Below are 17,213 nucleotides of genomic sequence, written 5' to 3' on the forward strand. Positions count from 1 at the left end.
AGGAGTTTTTAATGTTTGATGAAATTCGTTTTAACAGAATTGAAAGATTACCAAACTATGTCTTTGCAGAAGTAAATGCCATAAAAATGGCAGCTAGACGAAATGGCGAAGATATTATCGATTTTTCTATGGGAAATCCTGATGGCAGAACGCCACAACACATCGTTGATAAACTTTGCGAAAGTGCGCAAAAGGATAAAACGCATGGATATAGCGTATCTCAAGGAATTTATAAACTCCGCGTTGCGTGTTGTAATTGGTATAAAAGAAAGTATGGCGTAGAGCTAGACCCAGAAACCGAAGTAGTCGCAACTATGGGAAGCAAAGAGGGTTTTGTTCATCTTACAACAGCTATTATAAACCCAGGCGATGTCGCCGTTGTGCCAGATCCTGCGTATCCGATTCACACTCAAGCATTTATCATAGCTGGCGGAAATGTCGTTAAAATGCCACTTCCATATAGCCAAGAGTTAAAGTTAGATGAGGAAAAATTCTTTCAAGATTTAGAAACAGCATTTAAAGAGAGTATCCCAAGACCAAAATATGTAGTGGTAAATTTCCCTCACAACCCAACAACAGTTACAGTAGAAAAAAGCTTTTACGAAAGATTAGTAGCTTTGGCAAAAAAAGAGCGTTTTTATATCATCAGCGATATCGCTTATGCTGAACTTGCATTTGATGGGTATGAGACTCCATCGATTTTTGAAGTTGAGGGCGCAAAAGATGTAGCGGTTGAGACATATACGCTTTCAAAAACTTATAATATGGCTGGCTGGAGGGTTGGTTTTGTTTGTGGAAACAAAAAGTTAGTTGGAGCGCTCAAAAAGATAAAATCATGGTTTGATTATGGTATGTTTACGCCGATTCAAGTAGCAGCAACCGTAGCGCTTGATGGACCACAAGAGTGCATAAGTGAGACTAGAGCGATTTATAGAAAAAGAAGAGAAGTCTTGCTTGAAGCATTTGATGGGGCTGGTTGGAGTATTCAAAGACCAGATGCGTCGATGTTTGTTTGGGCTAAAATTCCAGAGCCAGCGCTTCATTTAGGTAGCTTAGAATTTTCAAAACAGCTTTTAACGCAAGCGTGCGTTGCGGTTAGTCCAGGAGTTGGCTTTGGCTCTGCTGGAAATGACTATGTAAGAATTGCGCTGATTGAAAATGAAAACCGCATTCGCCAAGCAGCAAGAAATATCAAAAAATATCTCAAAGAGATAAAGAGCTAGGAGTTAAAAATTATATGAATGTAGCTATTTTAGGGGTTGGAACGGTTGGAAGTTCTGTTGCAAATATATTAAAAAGAAACCAAGATATTATTTCGGCTCGCGCCGGTATGAAGATAAATCCAGTCGTGGGCGTGGTTAAGGATTTAAACAAAAAAAGAGATTGCGATATACCTTTAACAGACGATATAAATAGCGTTATAGCAAGAGATGATATAGATGTTTATATCGAGCTTATGGGTGGAGTTGAAGAGCCTTACCGCGTAGTTAGCCAAATTTTAAAGAAGAAAAAAGCAGTCGTTACGGCCAACAAAGCTATGCTTGCTTACCATAGATATGACTTGCAAAATTTAGCCAGCGATACGCCATTTGGCTATGAAGCAAGCGTGGCTGGTGGAATTCCAATCATAAAATCGCTTCGCGAAGGACTAAGCGCAAACCATATAAAAAAAATTATTGGTATATTAAATGGCACGAGCAACTACATCTTAACAAATATGATGAAAAATAGTTCTAAATTTGAAGATGTCCTTAAAAAAGCTCAAGAACTAGGATACGCTGAAGCTGATCCGACCTTCGATATAGGCGGGTTTGATGCAGCACACAAACTGCTTATTTTAGGCAGCATTGCATATGGCGTTCGTGGAAAGCCTGAAGATATACTGATAAAAGGTATCAAAAACGTCTCATCAGAGGATATATTTTTCGCGCTTGATTTTGACTATGTTATAAAACTTTTAGCCATAGCTAAAAAAACAGATGGCAAAGTCGAGCTTAGAGTCCATCCAGCCCTAATCCCAAAAGATAATATCATCGCAAAAGTAAATGGTGTAATGAATGGCATAAGCGTTTATGGAGATGCAGTTGGCGAGAGTATGTATTATGGACCTGGAGCTGGTGGAGAAGCGACCGCAAGTTCGGTTATAGCAGACTTAATCGATATCGCAAGAGGTAACAAAAACCCAATGCTAGGCTATCAGCCAACTTCTAAGCTCGAAGAGTTAGAATTGCTCCCTATAAATGAGATAAAAACTAAATATTATCTAAGACTTAGAGTTGAAGATAGAGTTGGAGTTTTAGCTAAAATCACAAATTTAATGAGTGAAAACCACCTATCAATCGATAGTTTTTTACAAAAGCCACGCCAAAGTAGCGATGAGTATACGACGCTATTTTTTACAACTCATATTAGTTTAGAAAGCGATGTTAAGCGAGTTATGGGGCTTTTGCAAAATGAGCCGTATGTGAAAGAGCGACCATTTATGATTAGGATTGAGGGCTAAGTTGGGGCTAAAAGAGTATCTTTTTGGCTTTAAAAGTGAAGATAAGGCTTGTGAATATCTAAAGAAAAACGGCTTTGAGGTAATTAGGCGAAATTTCCACTCTAAATTTGGCGAGATCGATATCATCGCTAAAAAAGATGAAATTTTGCATTTTATCGAGGTAAAAGCGACAAATGCGGAGTATGAAGCTGTTTACAGAGTTACTCCAAAAAAATTAGAAAAGATTTTAAAAACGGTAAATTTCTACCTTTTAAAAGAGGGTTTGGAAGCGGATTTTCAAGTAGATGTTATAACGATAGATAAAAAATCTACCAAATTTATAGGAAACGTTACTGCTTGAATTTATATTGATATTTAATTAATAAAGAATAATGTATAATTTAAGAAAAATTTTAAGGAGAAAATATGGGAAAATATATTGAGCTTTCATCAGCAAATTTTGATGTTGCAAAAGAGGGTGTCGCACTTGTCGACTTTTGGGCGCCTTGGTGCGGACCGTGCAGAATGCTTGCACCAGTTATAGATGAGTTGGCGGCTGATTTTGATGGAAAAGCTAAAATTTGCAAGGTAAACACAGATGAAGAGCAAGATTTAGCTGTTGAGTATGGCGTAAGATCTATACCTACTCTATTATTTTTTAAAGATGGTGAGTTAAAAGATCAGCTTGTTGGTGCGCAATCAAAGCAGATTATTAGCGAAAAAATCAAATCACTTTTATAAAATTTAGAGCCTAAATTTAGGCTCTAAACAAAATTTTATTATTAATTTAATTTTTTGTAAAATTTTCTTCATAATAAAATTATAGGAGATAAATATGTTAAATTTAGCTATTATCGGCGGTGGACCTGCTGGACTTGCGGCTGGACTTTATGCGACAAGAGGCGGACTAAAAGATGTTGTGATGTTTGAGCAAGGAATGCCAGGCGGACAAATCACATCAAGCTCAGAGATGGAAAACTACCCAGGCGTTGCAACCGTGCTTGATGGCATGAGTTTTATGGCGCCATGGCAAGAGCAATGTTTTAGATTTGGTTTAAAACACGAGATGGCATTTGTCCAAAGAGTAAGCCAAAACAGCGACAAGACTTTTACTATACATTTAGATGATGGCAAAACACAAATCGCAAAAGCAGTCATCGTCTGTACCGGTTCGGAGCCAAAAAGAGCTGGATTTAAGGGAGAAGATGAGTTTTTTGGGCGTGGTGTTAGTACATGTGCAACTTGCGATGGATTTTTTTATAAAAATAAAGAAGTAGCAGTTCTTGGCGGTGGCGATACAGCTATCGAAGAGGCGCAATACCTTGCAAACATCTGCTCAAAAGTTTATCTGATTCACAGACGCGAGGGCTTTCGTGCAGCTCCGATAACTCTTGAAAAAGCTAGAAAAAATGAAAAAATAGAGTTTTTGCTTAACGCTGTAGTCGATGAGGTTTATGGTGATAAATCAGGCGTAAATGGCGTGATAGTTAAATTTAAAGATGGAAGCACAAGAGACTTAAAAGTGCCTGGAATTTTTACTTTTGTAGGGCTAAATGTTAGAAATAGCGTTATAAAAGATGAGGCTGGTAAATTTATATGCGATGTAAATGAAGCTGGGCAAATAGTTGTAAATTTAAAAATGCAAACAAGCGTGCCAGGACTTTTTGCTGCTGGCGATATAAGAATCGATGCTCCAAAACAAGTAGTATCAGCAGCTGCTGATGGTGCAGTTGCAGCACTTTCTGTAATAAGCTATATAGAAGCAAATCACTAAAATTAACAAATAAGGCTAAGTTTAGTTAAATTTAGCCTTAAGTTTTTTTATTTTACCATTTTTTAAAAATCTATTTTATCTTTTGTTTGATTAGTTATCTTTATTTTTACATCTTTTGAATTTTTTGTAAATTTAATAGTGTGCGATTTTAACCTTTTTTAAAAAGAGTTTTCTTGCCTTTTGTTTTAATGATTAAATTTGAGTTGTTATATCATCAAAAGGTTTAAAAATATAAACAAAATCAGGTAAATGTGTTTGCTAATTTTTAAGTAAAATTTAGTAGATTTTTTGATTGTGTTTTAAATTTATCAAACAAGCCAAGCGAATTTATTATATGATAAGTAAACAACTATATTAAAAGCAAAGATTAACATAAAAGTGGGTGCGATTTTCTCGCACCATAAATCTTAGTGTCCTACGACTATATATTTAAAAGCAAGTCTTTGAAGTGTGCCATCGGCTTTAAATTTAGCTATAGCTTCACTCATCTTCTTTCTTAACTCTTCATTTTCGCCTTTTTTAAAGGCTATAGCTTCGCCATCATCATCAAAACTTTCGATTTTTTTAAGTTCTATATTTTTATACTTTTCCATGATGGAAATATCTTTTTGCTTATGACCAAGATATTTGTTATAAATAACTGCTGGCGTGTGGACTGATTCGATTATAAGTGCATCGGCTTTTTTGGTTTTAAGAGCTTCAACGGCGCGAGCAAGATTGTTATGTGTGATTAAGATATTAGCATCTGGGATAGATTTTGCTATATTTACAGCGGTGCTACTATCTGTTACAACTGCGATTGTCTTGCCTGATAAGTTTGACATTTTTGTGATACTTTTATCATCAGTTCGTTTATAAGCTATCATCTTTGCATCAAAATACGGCTCTGTAAAGTCAAGCCAAGCTTTTCTGCTATCGGTGATAGTTATAAAAGCTATCGCAAAATCAACCTTACCGCTAACTATCGCTGCTGGTAGTTCAGAAAATTTCATGCTCTCTATTTTGTATTTAAAGCCAATCTCTTTAGATAAAGCCTCTAAAAGTTCTATCTCATAACCAGTAGGATTGCCTTTATCATCTGTATAATTTATAGGTGGATAGTAATCGATTCCTACGGTATAAACTTTTGCCCAAGCACTCGAAAGAAGAAAGACACTAAGTGCAAATATCTTAAAAATTTTATTCATCATAACCTCCTTAAAAGTTAAATTTTGATCTATCTTAAAGCTAAATTCTTGTTATAAAAAGCTATATAAATCATCAAGCAAGAAATATTTTCTATCAACTGTACCCTTGTAAAATGGTTCAAAAGTTTCAGCATATGCTTTTTTGAAAAATCCATCTTTGCTTAGTCTGATTAGGTTTTGATCAAGAAATTTTCTCAAACTATCGTTGCCTTTTTGAACGCCTATACCAAAGAAATATGTCGAACCGACACTTTTGATATTAACTTCAACTTCTTCATCGATAAGTGGATAGATAAATACTATCAAGTTATCATCGGCGTAAGCATCGACTTTGCCTTCTTTTAGCATTCTGTAGCAGTCTTTTTCTGCCGCACAAGATACCATGTTATATCCTTTGTTGCTAAAATACTCCTCAGGAACGCCACCTTTAACAGCTGCTATTTTTTTATCTCGTATATCGCTAAGGTTTGTAACTTTATCGCCTTTTTTTGTTAAAACAGCTAAATTCATAGAAAAATATGGTGTGCTAAAGTCTATAACCGCTCGTCTTTCCGGCGTCATAGTAAATCCCCATATAACCATATCAACTTTGTTTTGCTCTAACGCGCCAATTCTTTGAGCAACAGACATGCCGACAAACTCAACCTTCCCAGAACTACCTTCAAATATAGAATTTGCTAGCTCTTTAGCAAACAATATCTCAAAACCTTCAAAGCTTCCATCTTCATTTTGTTTACTAAAAGGCGCCCAACCAGTTGCCACTCCGATTCTTACAACGCCTGCTTTTCTAATATCATCAAGCGTATTTGCAAATGAAAATGTTAGAAATAACGCACAAACTAGAAATATTTTATTCATATTTCCCCTTCCTTTTTTAATAATTTTTTACTATAAACTTATTTTACTATAAATTCGCAAATAAATTTATAAAAGTTTTATTTAAAATTAACTAAACTTATTTTTTATTGATTTTACTTTAAGATATAATTAAACTTTTCTGATTTCGATATTAATGTGGAGTTATAAAAATACAATCTAAATTTGTTGTTTTAAAACGAGATAAAATATTTTATCGCATTATAAAATAGCTACTAGTTTTTAACTGCAAAATATAAAAGTTAAATTTAACCACCTTATTATCTAAATTTTGTTATACTCTTTACTAAAATTTCTGAAATTTCAAGGGGCAAAAATGATAAATATCGGAATTCACGGCGGAAGCGGTAAAATGGGCAAGATGATATACGAGTGCTTAAAAATAAGCCAAGTAGCAAAAGCGAGTGTGATTTATACTATCGAACCGTTAGATTTCACGCCAGAATGCGTAGTCACAGACAGTCTTGATGAGTTGTTTAAAAACTGCGATGTGGTTGTTGATTTTACTATCGCCAATGGTGCGATAACGCTTCTTGAGTTTGCTAAGGCTCATCCAAAGCCAATCGTTATGGGAACGACTGGACTAGGAGAAATGGGCGAGAAATTACTAAATGAGTGCGCAAAATCAATGCCTATACTATATGCTACAAACATGAGTCTTGGCGTTGCTGTTTTAAACTCACTTGCCGCGCTTGCTTCAAAGGCGCTTCGTGATTTTGATATTGAAATTTGCGAGATGCACCACAGACACAAAAAAGACGCACCAAGTGGCACAGCACTTACGTTAGCAACAAGCGTAGCAAAAGCGCGCGAACTTGATATAAACAAAGTTCGAGTAAGTGGACGAGATGGTATGATAGGAGCTAGAAGCAAAGATGAAATCGCCGTGATGTCTTTGCGAGGTGGCGATATCGTTGGTCGTCATACGGTCGGCTTTTATAACGATGGCGAGTTTATCGAGCTAAATCACACCGCAACAAGCAGAGCAACCTTTGCAAATGGCGCTATAAAAGCTGCTGTTTGGGTAGTAGGACAAAAACCTGCGCTTTATTCTATAAATGATTGTTTAGGGCTTTAAAATGTGCGCTGTAGTAGGAGTTATAAATTCAAAAGAGGCATCAAAAACTGCGTATTACGGGCTGTTTTCGATGCAACATCGTGGACAAGAAGCAAGTGGAATTAGCGTTAGTAACAACCATCATATCACAACTTTGAAAAAACAAGGTTTGGTTACTGATGTTTTTAGCAAAGAGGACATTATAAATTTAAAAGGCGATATGGCTATCGGACACAATCGTTACAGCACCGCTGGAAATGACTCTGTTAGGGACGCTCAACCAGTTACTGCAAACTACGCTTTAGGCGAAATCGCAATCGTTCATAATGGAAATTTGGTTAATAAAAACGAAGTTAGAGAGCGCCTTATCGATGAGGGTGCGATATTTCAGTCAAATATGGACACAGAAAACATCCTTCATCTTATCGCGCGCAGTAAAAAAGAGCATTTGCAAGAACGAATCGTTGAGGCAGTTAGCCAGATAGTTGGAGCTTACTGCTTGCTTATAATGAGTCGTTCAAAAATCTTTGCTTTGCGTGATAGATACGGTGTCAGACCACTTAGTATTGGTGTTTTACCAGATGGCGGATATATCATAGCTAGCGAAACATGTGCTTTTGACTTAGTTGGCGCTAGTTTTTTAAGAGATGTAGCACCAGGCGAGATGATAATCTTTGAAGAGGGTTGTAAAGAGTTTAAAAGTGTGCAACTTTTTAAAGAGCAAGATCCGCGAATTTGCGCGTTTGAGTATATTTATTTCGCGCGTCCAGATAGCATAGTAGAAGGTAAAAATGTCTATACAACAAGGGTTGAACTTGGAAAAACGCTAGCGAAAAAGAGCAAAATCGAAGCTGATTTTGTCGTGCCAGTGCCTGATAGTGGCGTTCCAGCCGCACTTGGTTATGCAAGACAAAGCGGAATTCCTTTTGAGATGGCGATAGTTCGCAACCACTATGTAGGGCGGACTTTTATAGAGCCAACGCAAGAGATGAGAGATTTAAAAGTAAAATTAAAGCTAAACCCTATGAGTAGCGTTTTAGATGGTAAAAAAATCGTTGTGATTGATGATAGTATCGTGCGTGGAACGACATCTAAAAAAATCGTAGCTTTGCTTAGACAAGCAGGAGCTAAAGAAATTCACATGCGAATAGCAGCTCCAGAGATAAAATATCCCGATCTTTACGGAATAGATACACCAACCGTTGCAGAGCTAATCAGCGCAAACAAAAGCTGCGAAGAGGTGCGAGAATACATCGGAGCAGATAGCTTAGAGTTTTTAAGCGTAGATGAGCTAACGCATAGTCTTGGAGATGAGCGAAAATACTCGCTTGTAAGCTTTGATGGAAATTACTTCATAGATTAAAGGCGCGATATGACTTTAGAAGCTGGGGATTACTACATAGGAGATTTGTCTTATGTGCTAGGATATGCGGATTTCAAGCGAGTTGAAGATGCTAAATTTGAGCAAATTTGCGAGCTTGAAAGTGGAAGTAAATTTGCTAAATTTGAAGTTAGCCTTTGTGATTTTAAAGATACGCAAGGCTTTGTTTACTCGGTTAATAGCCAGATATTTGGCGTTATAAGCGCTGATGTGCTTGATGAGGATTTGTTAGATGAGCGAATTCTTACGCACAGACATGGCAGAATTTATAACAAAGCAAGTTCATATCCGATTGCTAAAATAGTGCGATTTAACGAGCCGTTTGTAGTAGAAAAAACAGAGCGTGGCATAAGCGTTGGCGAGTTAAAGCTAGAATGTTGATTTTACAAGGCAAAAAGCCTTGTAAAACTCATTTTCCAAATAGCGTTTTTACCTCTTTTTCATCAACTTTTATTTCACTTATCTTTAACCACGAGATTATATAATAAACCCCGCTTGCAATCACTACAAGCCAAAGTAGGTTGGTTGTGCTTATAAGAGAGGCTATGGCAAGCATTTTTGCTATGTCAGAAAGCGTTGAAGTGATAGCGAAAATCACTGCGAAAATGATAAAAATTTTATTTTTTGTAAACTCAGATAATTCCCAGTTAAAACGTATATAATAAACAAAAGCGCTAACTCCACACACAAGCGAAAAAATCGCAAGAAAAAGCCCAAGCAGTGGTGAAAGCTTTGTAGCTGGATGTGTTGCGATGATTAAAACAGCAGATAGCACAAGAAACATATAGTAGTTTTTGTTAAAACGATACATATCCTCATCTTGCGCGTGATAGCTTATGAATTTAGAAGCTTGATACGTTAGATAAATCGCAATGATTCCTATAAAAACCATAGTTAGTGCGAGTATGATTTTAAGTGCGTTGTCATTTAAAAAGCCAGCAGCAAGGGCGATAACAAATATCAAAGCAAAGCAAATCAACACTTTTTTGATACAAGACTTGCTTTGTAAAAGAGCTTTTGGATATTTGCTAGCGTCAAATGAAGTGGCACTATTTTTACTAAAAAAATTGCCAAATTTGGAAGTGAAATTTGTTAAATTTATACTTTTTTTGACTTTAGGTTTTTTGATTTCTTTTTTATCAAAGTTCAAAGCTTTACTTATCGTTTGATTTGGCATAGTGGGATTTGTTTTTAAATTTAAAGACGTCGATTTGTCTAAGTTTGTGTTTAAATTTAGCACTGGTTTTTTTATAACATTTTCGGTTTCTTTTACAACCGGCTTTTTGTTTGGAAAAAGTTGCGCGTTTTTGCTTTGTACAGAGTTTTTGTTTGATAGCTCTTTTTTGCCATCATTGATTCTTAGCCACGATATAAAATATGCAATTATCATAACAAATAGCAAAACGCAAATGCCACCTAGCACAAGCATAAAATCTTCGCTGCTGATAGGAAGCGCTGTTTTTGGTAAAAAAGGTTGAAACAACGCAAAATAAACAAAAAAGATAGCATAAAGTGCTATCATAAGCCAATAAATTGCTAAAAATACAAAAGTGATAATAAAAATGTTGTGTCCGCTAAAACGGCTTAACTTCGCGTTAAAACGAAAAGCACAAATAAAAGCGATTAATTCAAATAAAAAAATCGAGCCTAGAAAAATCAAATTTATATCATCAGAAACTGATATAAATTCAGGCAAAAAAACCATGACAAGATAGATAAAAAGCGAGAGTATGCTAAAGGTAAAATAGCTTTGATTTGCCCTAAGCATCGCATCATCGCGCGCGTGGTAACTGATAAATTTACCGGCTTTGTAAATCATAAAAAAGATAAAAAAAGGCAAAATTTGGGTAGCGATTTTGCCGTATTTTATGAGTTGTGCGTCTAAGTTTTTAGCAAATTCCTCCATAAAAGCGCATAAAAATAGTAAAATAAAGAAAAATATAGCAGCCGATATAAATTGTTTGCTGTGTTTAAGCGAATCTGAACGCTGAAATAGATACGATGCACCATCATTTTTATTCATAAGATTTCCTTTTGTTCTGTGACTAGTTTATTTTGGGTTGTTTCTGGCACATTTATCTTAAACCAAGTAATAATGTATATGATGTATACAATAAATGAGATAGAAATGAGCGGATAAAATTTCATCAAAGCATCATCAAATAATGATGTTGCAATGAAAAAAATAGGATGAATGATAAAAATACTTTTGTTTGTAAATTTCCAAAGTCTTATGTGAAAAAGTATAAAATAAACACAAGCAACAAACAGCAGCATGATTCCTAAAACTAAAGCAATAATAAGAACAAGCTCAGATATATGACGAGGTAAAAAACCAGCAATCAAAAGAACAATAAACCCAATAAATATAAATTTAAACGTATTTAAGTTATAACGATACATTTTTTCATCACGCGCGTAGTAACTGATAAATTTGTTTGTATCGTATAGAAAAGTCACAATCATAATTGCTGGTATAATAAGAAGTATTATTGAAATATAAACAACATTGTTACCACCAAATTTACCGATTATTACAATATATAATAACACTGCTAACATTGTGAATAAATAAAATGCAAGATATTTTTTGCTTTCTTTAAGTGCTTGGGTGCGGTCGTACGAATATACATCGCTCATGTAAAATCCTCTTTTAGATTAAGAAAAATAAAAACATAATGATATGCTAAATTTACTTAAATAACAAATTTAAAATCTGAAATCTAAATATTATTTTTTTAATATAACTTGTTTCAATGAAATTATTAATTTAATTTACATTAAGTAAAATAAATTGCGCGATGTAGTTTTAAAAAGCAAGAAAAGATATGCCACACAAGTAAAAATGATATATTTTTATCGTAATTATACATATCTAAATTTTTAAAATAAATGTTTATAAGCTTTGCCCGCTTTATATATAAATACAATAAATAAAATAGCAGAAAGAATAAAAATTTTGCAAATTAGCGCTATATGGGTTTAAAGTGAATAAATCAACTATCGCTTCACAGGTAAAGACAATATATGCTTCTATAAGAAAAAGTGAAATGTGATATTAACGAATACAACGCGCTTTTTGCTTAGTTTTAGCATATTTTTATTTTGATTTAATTCATAAAGTGAGTTAAATTTATTTAAATTCATATTTAAAGCTCGTATTTTAATCTTCTAATTTGATAAATTTACTCATCTTTAGGCTTAATCCTTAGTCATGCAACCAAATAGTATCCATAATATCGCAATAGCAAAGTAATTAGCACTTATCCAAATAAAAAATTCTATTATAAATTCAGCAACCAACGACAATATGCCTAAAAGTAAAGATGTGATAAAAAATATCTTATTAGAACAAAATTTGCCTAGCAAAAGACTAAAACGTGCAAAAAAGTAATACACCACGCACAAAAGCATAAACAAAATCACATTAAAGAAAGGTATAGCTTTGTTTGATGCGGAAAAAAATATTTCAAAGATAAAACCTAACGATATATATAATTTAAAATATAATGTATTTTAAGTTGCATTTATACATATCTATATCGCGAGTGTGAAAACTCATAAATTTAGCGCCAAGGTAATAATAAAAAAAGAGAGTATTAAAAATACTAACGGGAAGGTTATGGCAACAACTGTCATAAAAGCCGCAAATATATCTGCTGAACTTTCACTACCACTAAAAGAAATATATAAAATAGGCACAATAAAACAAGTAAACATAGCCAAAATAGCGATAGTTGAAATAACCATATAGCATTTAGCAAGCCTTAAAGCATTATTTTTATGCAGTTGGCAAAGTGCGTCAAATTTAGCACTTGTCGTGACGTTAACCTTTTTTATTTTTTGCGTGAGTTTTTCTCATCAAGCCCTGATATACCGTTTCGGCGTGCAAGTTCAGAGTGAATTTGATCTGGATGGATGTTGTGTTTGGCAAGTGCGACAAGCATATGAAAAACTAAATCAGACGCTTCATAAATCACATCGTATTTTGGTTCGCCAACTCTGTGTTCGCCAAAGCTTTCTTGCTTTAAATTTGCATATTTTTCGGCTCTATCTAAGTCTTTAAGCGCTAAAACAAGCTCGCCAGCCTCTTCGCAAATCTTTTTTAAAACTCCATTATCCCCACGAGATAAAAGCCTTGCGACATAGGATTTTTCAGGATTATTCTCTAGTTTTCGCTCGCATATAATGTGATAAAGCTCATCGATTACGCTATATTTTAGCTTTTTGGTGTTTGCGCCAGCGTGAGTTTTAGCTAAATTTGTAGTTAAATTTTCATCAAATTTAGTTAAATTTAGCTCTTTAAAAAAGCAAGATTTTTCACCAGTATGACACGCTACGCCGCCGATTTGCTCAACTTTTATTAAAAGCGTATCATTATCGCAATCTAAAAAGGCTGATTTTAAAATTTGAGTATTTCCGCTCTCTTCGCCTTTTTTCCAGATTCGATTTTTGGTGCGTGAAAAGTAGTGAGCAAAACCGCTTTCTAGGGTTAAATTTAGTGCTTCTTCATTCATGTAAGCTAGCATTAAAACCTCATTTGAAGCCATTTCTTGCACGATTACTGGAAGTAGACCGCCAACCTTTTGCCAATCAACTTTTATATCACTACTTTTCACATTTTGCCTTAATTAGTGCCGTTAATCGCACTTTGTTTTGGTTTGTCTTTTGTATCAACCCAGATATTTGGCACTGCTCCACCAGGAGTTAAGAAGATTTTCGCGTCTTTGTTTTCGCGAAGTGCATCATTAAATTTAGCCTGAGTTTCAATCTGTTTTAAGCTTAAAATATTGTTATCTAAGCTTTTTGCTATCTCTTTGTTAGCATAAGCTGCTGCGTCTGCTTCGACTTTTACTGCGTCTGCTCGTCCTTGAGCTTCGATTATAACTGCTTTTGCAGTTCCTTCTGCAAGGGCAGCTTTTTTAAGTGCTTCTTGATTTGCTCTTTCGACTTCGTATTTTGTTCGCTCTGCTTCTTGCTTTGCGATTTGAACACGCTCGATTTGCTCTTTGATTTTATCAGGAAGTATTATCTCACGAAGTTGCACAGCGAGTAAATCAACAGGTGTGCTTGGCAAAGACTCGATGTTTGTTCTTATGCCGCTATCGATTAGCTCTGCGATTTCATTTCGTCTTGTTGGCAAGTCCTCTGCTGTGTATTTACCAGTTACACTTCTAACAACATCACGAACCACTGGATCTATGATTTTGTTTTCCCAGCTAAAGCCCCAATTTGCTATGGTATTTGGCGCTGTGTTTTGGTTTAAGCGGTATTGAACTGTGATATCGATACTCACTGGCAAGTTTCTAGCATCTAAAACTGAAATTGAGTTTTTACGTATGATACCCGAACCAATCGCATTTGTAGACTCGCCTCTATCTTCGCCTGAAGTGTAGTTTATAATACGCACTCTAGTATCAACAATAAAAACTTCTTGAATGCCTGGTATAAAGAAGTGAACGCCTGGCTGTAGTGGGTTTATATCATACTTACCAACGCTTGCTTTGATACCGACTTCACCGGATTTGATAACAACAAATGGCTTTGCTAAAAACAAGATAGCTATAATGACAATGGCTGTGTAAAAAACGGTTGAGAATTTACCAAAGCCTTTAAATTCTGGCATTTTAAAGTCAAAATTTGGTTTGTTGTTTCCACCACCGCCACCACGGTTGTTATCTCCGCCGTTATCGCCTCTTTTTTTATTAAAATAATCGTTTAAATCTGCTGGCATATATCTCCTTATTTCACATATGTTAAATAGTGTTCAAATTTAGGGTTTTTACCCATAACTACATCAAAATACGCCGCTTGTAAAGCACCAGCGACATCGCCTCTTTCGCCTTTACCGATGATTCTGCCATCGATATTGCTAATCGGTGTTACTTCAGCCGCAGTTCCTGTAAAAAACGCCTCGTCAGCTGTATAAACTTCATCTCTTGTAATACGTTGTCTAAGAACTGTGTAACCTAAATCTTTAGCTATTTCGATAACTGTTTGTTGGGTTATAGACTCTAAGCTTGTATCATTTGGAGGAGTGATGATTACGCCATCTTTTACGATAAAGAAGCACTCCCCACTTCCCTCGGCAACAAAACCTTGAGGATCAAGCAGCAACGCTTCATCATATCCAGCGTCTAATGCTTCAAAATTTGCCATTTGAGAGTTAAAGTAGTTTGCGCTTGCTTTAGCTTTTGCCATCATAGAAAACGGAGCTGGTTTCATCCATGAACTGATTTTAACTTTTATGCCTTTTCTAAGCGCTTCATCGCCCATATAAGCTCCCCATTGCCAAGCGACAATAGCAACTTGAGTCGGAGAGCCTTTGTGTGAAACGCCCATAGAGCCGTATCCTAAAAAGACAAGTGGTCTTATATATACTGTTTGAGTAAATTCGTTTGCTTTTATAACTTCGATTTGAGCACGTTCTAGCTCTTCTTGAGTAAAAGGGATGTTGATTAGACATGATTTTGCTGAGTTCATCAGCCTTTTTGTATGCTCTTTAAGTCTAAAAATAGCTGGACCTTTTGGTGTTTGATATGCTCGAACGCCCTCAAAAACTGCGTTTCCATAGTGCAAAGAGTGAGTTAAAACGTGAACTGTTGCATCTTCCCAAGGGATAAGCTTGCCATCCATCCAGATAAGCTTAGATTCATTAACTTTAGCCATAATTTTGCCTTTCTAAATTTTATAAATTTTTAAAATACATTTTACCTAAATTTAGGTTAATATATTATGATTTTGTTATAAATTCTTTAAAAGTGGATATAATAGCGCCAAATTTCAAAGGAGATATAAGATAAAAGCTATTTTAATCGCCTTTTTAGGCATTTTTATGTTAGGTTGTTCGCTAAAAGATGGGCAAACAAATACGGCTGTTACCAACTCGCAAGAGTCGGTTTTTGACATGGGTAAAGATGGTGGAACTTGCCCTATAATAGAAGTTAAAAAGGAAGAATGCTAATGCCATTTATAAATATAAAACTCACAAGTCCGATGCCAGATACAAAACTTCAAGATAAAATAGCAAAAGAGATAACCGATATAATGGTTAAAAATTTAGGAAAAGTTCCGCAAAGAACTGTTGTTTGCTTTGAAGAAGTACCAGCTGAGGGCTTTTACTTTGGTGGTGAGAGTGTTGCTGAAATTAGGAAAAAAGGATAAATTATGGCTTGTGCGAAAAAAAGTTGTAGCAGTGAGAGAAAAACGCAGATTAAAGATAGTGAGTTTAGCGCCGAAGATTTAGAGCGAAAAGTTACGCTAAAAGCAGGAGATAAAGCGCCAGAGTTTAGCCTAGAAAACAGCGATGGTGTGAGTGTTAGCTTAAAAGATTTTGTTGGAAAAAATGTAGTTTTATACTTTTATCCAAAGGACAACACACCAGGTTGCACGACTGAGGCTTGCGAGTTTAGTCAAAATTATGATGAGTTTATAGCAAATGATACTGTTATCGTTGGTATTAGCCCAGATAGTGCGAAATCTCACGCAAATTTTACCCAAAAACATGATCTTAAACATATGCTTTTAAGTGATGAAACGCGTGAAGTTTGCAAAGCTTATGGCGTTTGGCAAGTGCGTAAAAACTACGGCAGAGAGTATCTTGGCATAGTTAGAACAACTTTTGTGATAGATAAATCTGGAGTGATTTTAAAAGTATATAAAAGCGTTAAAGCCAAAGATCACGCAGCAAAAGTTTTAGCTGATTTGGTTAAATAAGACTAAATTTAATCGTTAGATTAAGTTTTAAACTTGGCTAAATTTAGATATTTTCAAGAAAAATCGCCACTACGCTTTTGTGGTGGCGTGTAAAACGAGCAGTCGCATAAAAGAGTAAATATCGCAGTAGCTCATAAAGAAATGTCTAACATAATACTTAAAATCACTTTGAAATGAAAAGTTACGCGTTATAAATTTATGTGTAAAACTTCAAATTTAAAATCAAAAAACTAGCGAATTTTGTGCTTTTGTGACTGTTTGGTTAAAATTTATAGCTTATAAAATTTAGAATTCATTAAGATTTGGCGTAATTTAGAAAAAATAAAATTTATAAACACATTAAATGACTTGCTTTAAAAATGCTCTATAAAAAAAGAAAATTAAATTTTTACAAGATTAAATTTAGTAAATTTAACATTTTGATTCTAGTTTGTGGCGATGAGTGCAAAATAATTTTATTTTAAAATAAAGGATAAAAAGCTCAGTTAAGAAAACCATATTTTACTTTTATCAACGCTTATTTTATTTCGCAAAAAGACTAAAGATACAAAAAAGATACCTTTTAAAACCAGCTATGACTTTGCAAATAAGGCGCAAAGTATCTATATGAGTGGTTTAAAAGTATTATTTTGCATGGGCATAAGCAAGGATTGCAGCATTAGTGATGAGCGCAAAATAATTTTATTTAAAATAACGCAAAGTATCTGCAAGACTTATATAATTTTTATCAAATTTGGCTT

General features: G+C 34.8%; 19 protein-coding genes. 12 read left to right on the forward strand and 7 right to left on the reverse strand.

Annotation, left to right across the window (positions count from 1 at the left end; genetic code table 11):
• Positions 1-11 precede the first annotated feature (11 nt).
• The 5 genes from CGEO_RS01165 to trxB all read left to right on the forward strand — a co-directional run bounded on the left by CGEO_RS01165 (position 12) and on the right by trxB (position 4,256).
• On the forward strand, positions 12-1,223 hold the full coding sequence (locus CGEO_RS01165) for an LL-diaminopimelate aminotransferase (protein WP_075493804.1): 1,212 nt from the start codon (positions 12-14) through the stop codon (positions 1,221-1,223).
• A 14-nt stretch (positions 1,224-1,237) separates the two neighbouring features.
• Positions 1,238-2,503, forward strand: a complete 1,266-nt coding sequence (locus CGEO_RS01170) for a homoserine dehydrogenase (protein ID WP_075493802.1) — start codon at positions 1,238-1,240, stop codon at positions 2,501-2,503.
• A 1-nt stretch (position 2,504) separates the two neighbouring features.
• Positions 2,505-2,843 carry a YraN family protein gene (locus CGEO_RS01175; RefSeq protein ID WP_075531335.1) on the forward strand — a complete coding sequence of 113 codons (339 nt, stop codon included), beginning with the start codon at positions 2,505-2,507 and terminating at the stop codon, positions 2,841-2,843.
• Positions 2,844-2,908: 65 nt separating this feature from the next.
• Complete coding sequence (gene trxA, locus CGEO_RS01180) at positions 2,909-3,223, forward strand: thioredoxin (RefSeq protein ID WP_075493798.1); 315 nt, start codon at positions 2,909-2,911, stop codon at positions 3,221-3,223.
• A gap of 94 nt (positions 3,224-3,317) precedes the next feature.
• The gene (trxB, locus tag CGEO_RS01185) at positions 3,318-4,256 is read left to right on the forward strand and encodes a thioredoxin-disulfide reductase (protein WP_075493796.1); all 939 of its coding nucleotides are present in this window, start codon (positions 3,318-3,320) and stop codon (positions 4,254-4,256) included.
• Positions 4,257-4,663: 407 nt separating this feature from the next.
• Here the strand turns inward: trxB and CGEO_RS01190 are convergent, their stop codons facing one another.
• Both CGEO_RS01190 and CGEO_RS01195 read right to left on the reverse strand, forming a co-directional pair.
• The gene (locus tag CGEO_RS01190) at positions 4,664-5,443 is read right to left on the reverse strand and encodes a substrate-binding periplasmic protein (RefSeq protein WP_075539873.1); all 780 of its coding nucleotides are present in this window, start codon (positions 5,441-5,443) and stop codon (positions 4,664-4,666) included.
• A gap of 51 nt (positions 5,444-5,494) precedes the next feature.
• Positions 5,495-6,301: a transporter substrate-binding domain-containing protein gene (locus tag CGEO_RS01195; protein ID WP_075493792.1), complete on the reverse strand. Its 807-nt coding sequence runs from the start codon at positions 6,299-6,301 to the stop codon at positions 5,495-5,497.
• A 334-nt stretch (positions 6,302-6,635) separates the two neighbouring features.
• Between CGEO_RS01195 and dapB the strand changes: the two genes are divergently transcribed.
• From dapB to CGEO_RS01210, 3 genes are read left to right on the forward strand one after another with little or no spacing between them, the layout of a single operon-like run.
• The gene (gene dapB / locus CGEO_RS01200) at positions 6,636-7,397 is read left to right on the forward strand and encodes a 4-hydroxy-tetrahydrodipicolinate reductase (RefSeq protein WP_075493790.1); all 762 of its coding nucleotides are present in this window, start codon (positions 6,636-6,638) and stop codon (positions 7,395-7,397) included.
• Between the two features lies 1 nt (position 7,398).
• Positions 7,399-8,739, forward strand: coding sequence for an amidophosphoribosyltransferase (gene purF / locus CGEO_RS01205; protein ID WP_075493995.1), 1,341 nt, complete (start codon positions 7,399-7,401; stop codon positions 8,737-8,739).
• Between the two features lie 9 nt (positions 8,740-8,748).
• Positions 8,749-9,138 (forward strand): hypothetical protein, encoded by a 390-nt coding sequence (locus CGEO_RS01210; protein ID WP_075539872.1) that lies wholly within the window; start codon positions 8,749-8,751, stop codon positions 9,136-9,138.
• A 28-nt stretch (positions 9,139-9,166) separates the two neighbouring features.
• Here CGEO_RS01210 and CGEO_RS01215 read toward each other — a convergent pair whose 3' ends face one another.
• Positions 9,167-10,780, reverse strand: coding sequence for a hypothetical protein (locus CGEO_RS01215; RefSeq protein ID WP_075539871.1), 1,614 nt, complete (start codon positions 10,778-10,780; stop codon positions 9,167-9,169).
• On the reverse strand, positions 10,777-11,397 hold the full coding sequence (locus CGEO_RS01220) for a hypothetical protein (protein ID WP_075539870.1): 621 nt from the start codon (positions 11,395-11,397) through the stop codon (positions 10,777-10,779). Before CGEO_RS01220 ends, CGEO_RS01215 begins: the two co-directional genes overlap by 4 nt.
• A gap of 982 nt (positions 11,398-12,379) precedes the next feature.
• Between CGEO_RS01220 and CGEO_RS10260 the strand changes: the two genes are divergently transcribed.
• Positions 12,380-12,511: a hypothetical protein gene (locus CGEO_RS10260; protein WP_277995641.1), complete on the forward strand. Its 132-nt coding sequence runs from the start codon at positions 12,380-12,382 to the stop codon at positions 12,509-12,511.
• Positions 12,512-12,593: 82 nt separating this feature from the next.
• Here the strand turns inward: CGEO_RS10260 and hisIE are convergent, their stop codons facing one another.
• From hisIE to CGEO_RS01235, 3 genes are read right to left on the reverse strand one after another with little or no spacing between them, the layout of a single operon-like run.
• Positions 12,594-13,361, reverse strand: a complete 768-nt coding sequence (gene hisIE / locus CGEO_RS01225) for a bifunctional phosphoribosyl-AMP cyclohydrolase/phosphoribosyl-ATP diphosphatase HisIE (protein WP_075493993.1) — start codon at positions 13,359-13,361, stop codon at positions 12,594-12,596.
• 23 nt (positions 13,362-13,384) lie between these two features.
• Entirely contained in the window at positions 13,385-14,491 is a 1,107-nt protein-coding gene (locus tag CGEO_RS01230; RefSeq protein WP_075493782.1) for a prohibitin family protein, read from the reverse strand.
• Between the two features lie 8 nt (positions 14,492-14,499).
• The gene (locus tag CGEO_RS01235; RefSeq protein ID WP_075539869.1) at positions 14,500-15,426 is read right to left on the reverse strand and encodes a branched-chain amino acid transaminase; all 927 of its coding nucleotides are present in this window, start codon (positions 15,424-15,426) and stop codon (positions 14,500-14,502) included.
• Positions 15,427-15,592: 166 nt separating this feature from the next.
• Here CGEO_RS01235 and CGEO_RS10265 point away from each other — a divergent pair, with 166 nt between their 5' ends.
• From CGEO_RS10265 to bcp, 3 genes are read left to right on the forward strand one after another with little or no spacing between them, the layout of a single operon-like run.
• Positions 15,593-15,721, forward strand: a complete 129-nt coding sequence (locus CGEO_RS10265) for a hypothetical protein (RefSeq protein ID WP_277995639.1) — start codon at positions 15,593-15,595, stop codon at positions 15,719-15,721.
• Positions 15,721-15,921 (forward strand): tautomerase family protein, encoded by a 201-nt coding sequence (locus CGEO_RS01240; protein ID WP_075493778.1) that lies wholly within the window; start codon positions 15,721-15,723, stop codon positions 15,919-15,921. Before CGEO_RS10265 ends, CGEO_RS01240 begins: the two co-directional genes overlap by 1 nt.
• A 3-nt stretch (positions 15,922-15,924) precedes the next feature.
• Positions 15,925-16,473 carry a thioredoxin-dependent thiol peroxidase gene (gene bcp, locus CGEO_RS01245; protein ID WP_075539868.1) on the forward strand — a complete coding sequence of 183 codons (549 nt, stop codon included), beginning with the start codon at positions 15,925-15,927 and terminating at the stop codon, positions 16,471-16,473.
• Positions 16,474-17,213 lie beyond the last annotated feature (740 nt).

Source organism: Campylobacter geochelonis (assembly GCF_013201685.1).
Lineage (GTDB): Bacteria > Campylobacterota > Campylobacteria > Campylobacterales > Campylobacteraceae > Campylobacter_B > Campylobacter_B geochelonis.

What these genes read in the sequence shown, in the direction of transcription:
- CGEO_RS01190 (WP_075539873.1), bottom strand. Translation starts at nt 5,443, where the DNA reads ATGAATAAAATTTTTAAGATATTTGCACTTAGTGTCTTTCTTCTTTCG.
- CGEO_RS01170 (WP_075493802.1), top strand. Translation starts at nt 1,238, where the DNA reads ATGAATGTAGCTATTTTAGGGGTTGGAACGGTTGGAAGTTCTGTTGCA.
- trxB (WP_075493796.1), top strand. Translation starts at nt 3,318, where the DNA reads ATGTTAAATTTAGCTATTATCGGCGGTGGACCTGCTGGACTTGCGGCT.
- CGEO_RS01220 (WP_075539870.1), bottom strand. Translation starts at nt 11,397, where the DNA reads ATGAGCGATGTATATTCGTACGACCGCACCCAAGCACTTAAAGAAAGC.
- dapB (WP_075493790.1), top strand. Translation starts at nt 6,636, where the DNA reads ATGATAAATATCGGAATTCACGGCGGAAGCGGTAAAATGGGCAAGATG.
- CGEO_RS01235 (WP_075539869.1), bottom strand. Translation starts at nt 15,426, where the DNA reads ATGGCTAAAGTTAATGAATCTAAGCTTATCTGGATGGATGGCAAGCTT.
- purF (WP_075493995.1), top strand. Translation starts at nt 7,399, where the DNA reads ATGTGCGCTGTAGTAGGAGTTATAAATTCAAAAGAGGCATCAAAAACT.
- CGEO_RS01215 (WP_075539871.1), bottom strand. Translation starts at nt 10,780, where the DNA reads ATGAATAAAAATGATGGTGCATCGTATCTATTTCAGCGTTCAGATTCG.
- CGEO_RS10265 (WP_277995639.1), top strand. Translation starts at nt 15,593, where the DNA reads ATGTTAGGTTGTTCGCTAAAAGATGGGCAAACAAATACGGCTGTTACC.
- CGEO_RS01240 (WP_075493778.1), top strand. Translation starts at nt 15,721, where the DNA reads ATGCCATTTATAAATATAAAACTCACAAGTCCGATGCCAGATACAAAA.
- CGEO_RS10260 (WP_277995641.1), top strand. Translation starts at nt 12,380, where the DNA reads ATGGCAACAACTGTCATAAAAGCCGCAAATATATCTGCTGAACTTTCA.
- trxA (WP_075493798.1), top strand. Translation starts at nt 2,909, where the DNA reads ATGGGAAAATATATTGAGCTTTCATCAGCAAATTTTGATGTTGCAAAA.
- CGEO_RS01210 (WP_075539872.1), top strand. Translation starts at nt 8,749, where the DNA reads ATGACTTTAGAAGCTGGGGATTACTACATAGGAGATTTGTCTTATGTG.
- CGEO_RS01165 (WP_075493804.1), top strand. Translation starts at nt 12, where the DNA reads ATGTTTGATGAAATTCGTTTTAACAGAATTGAAAGATTACCAAACTAT.
- CGEO_RS01230 (WP_075493782.1), bottom strand. Translation starts at nt 14,491, where the DNA reads ATGCCAGCAGATTTAAACGATTATTTTAATAAAAAAAGAGGCGATAAC.
- CGEO_RS01195 (WP_075493792.1), bottom strand. Translation starts at nt 6,301, where the DNA reads ATGAATAAAATATTTCTAGTTTGTGCGTTATTTCTAACATTTTCATTT.
- bcp (WP_075539868.1), top strand. Translation starts at nt 15,925, where the DNA reads ATGGCTTGTGCGAAAAAAAGTTGTAGCAGTGAGAGAAAAACGCAGATT.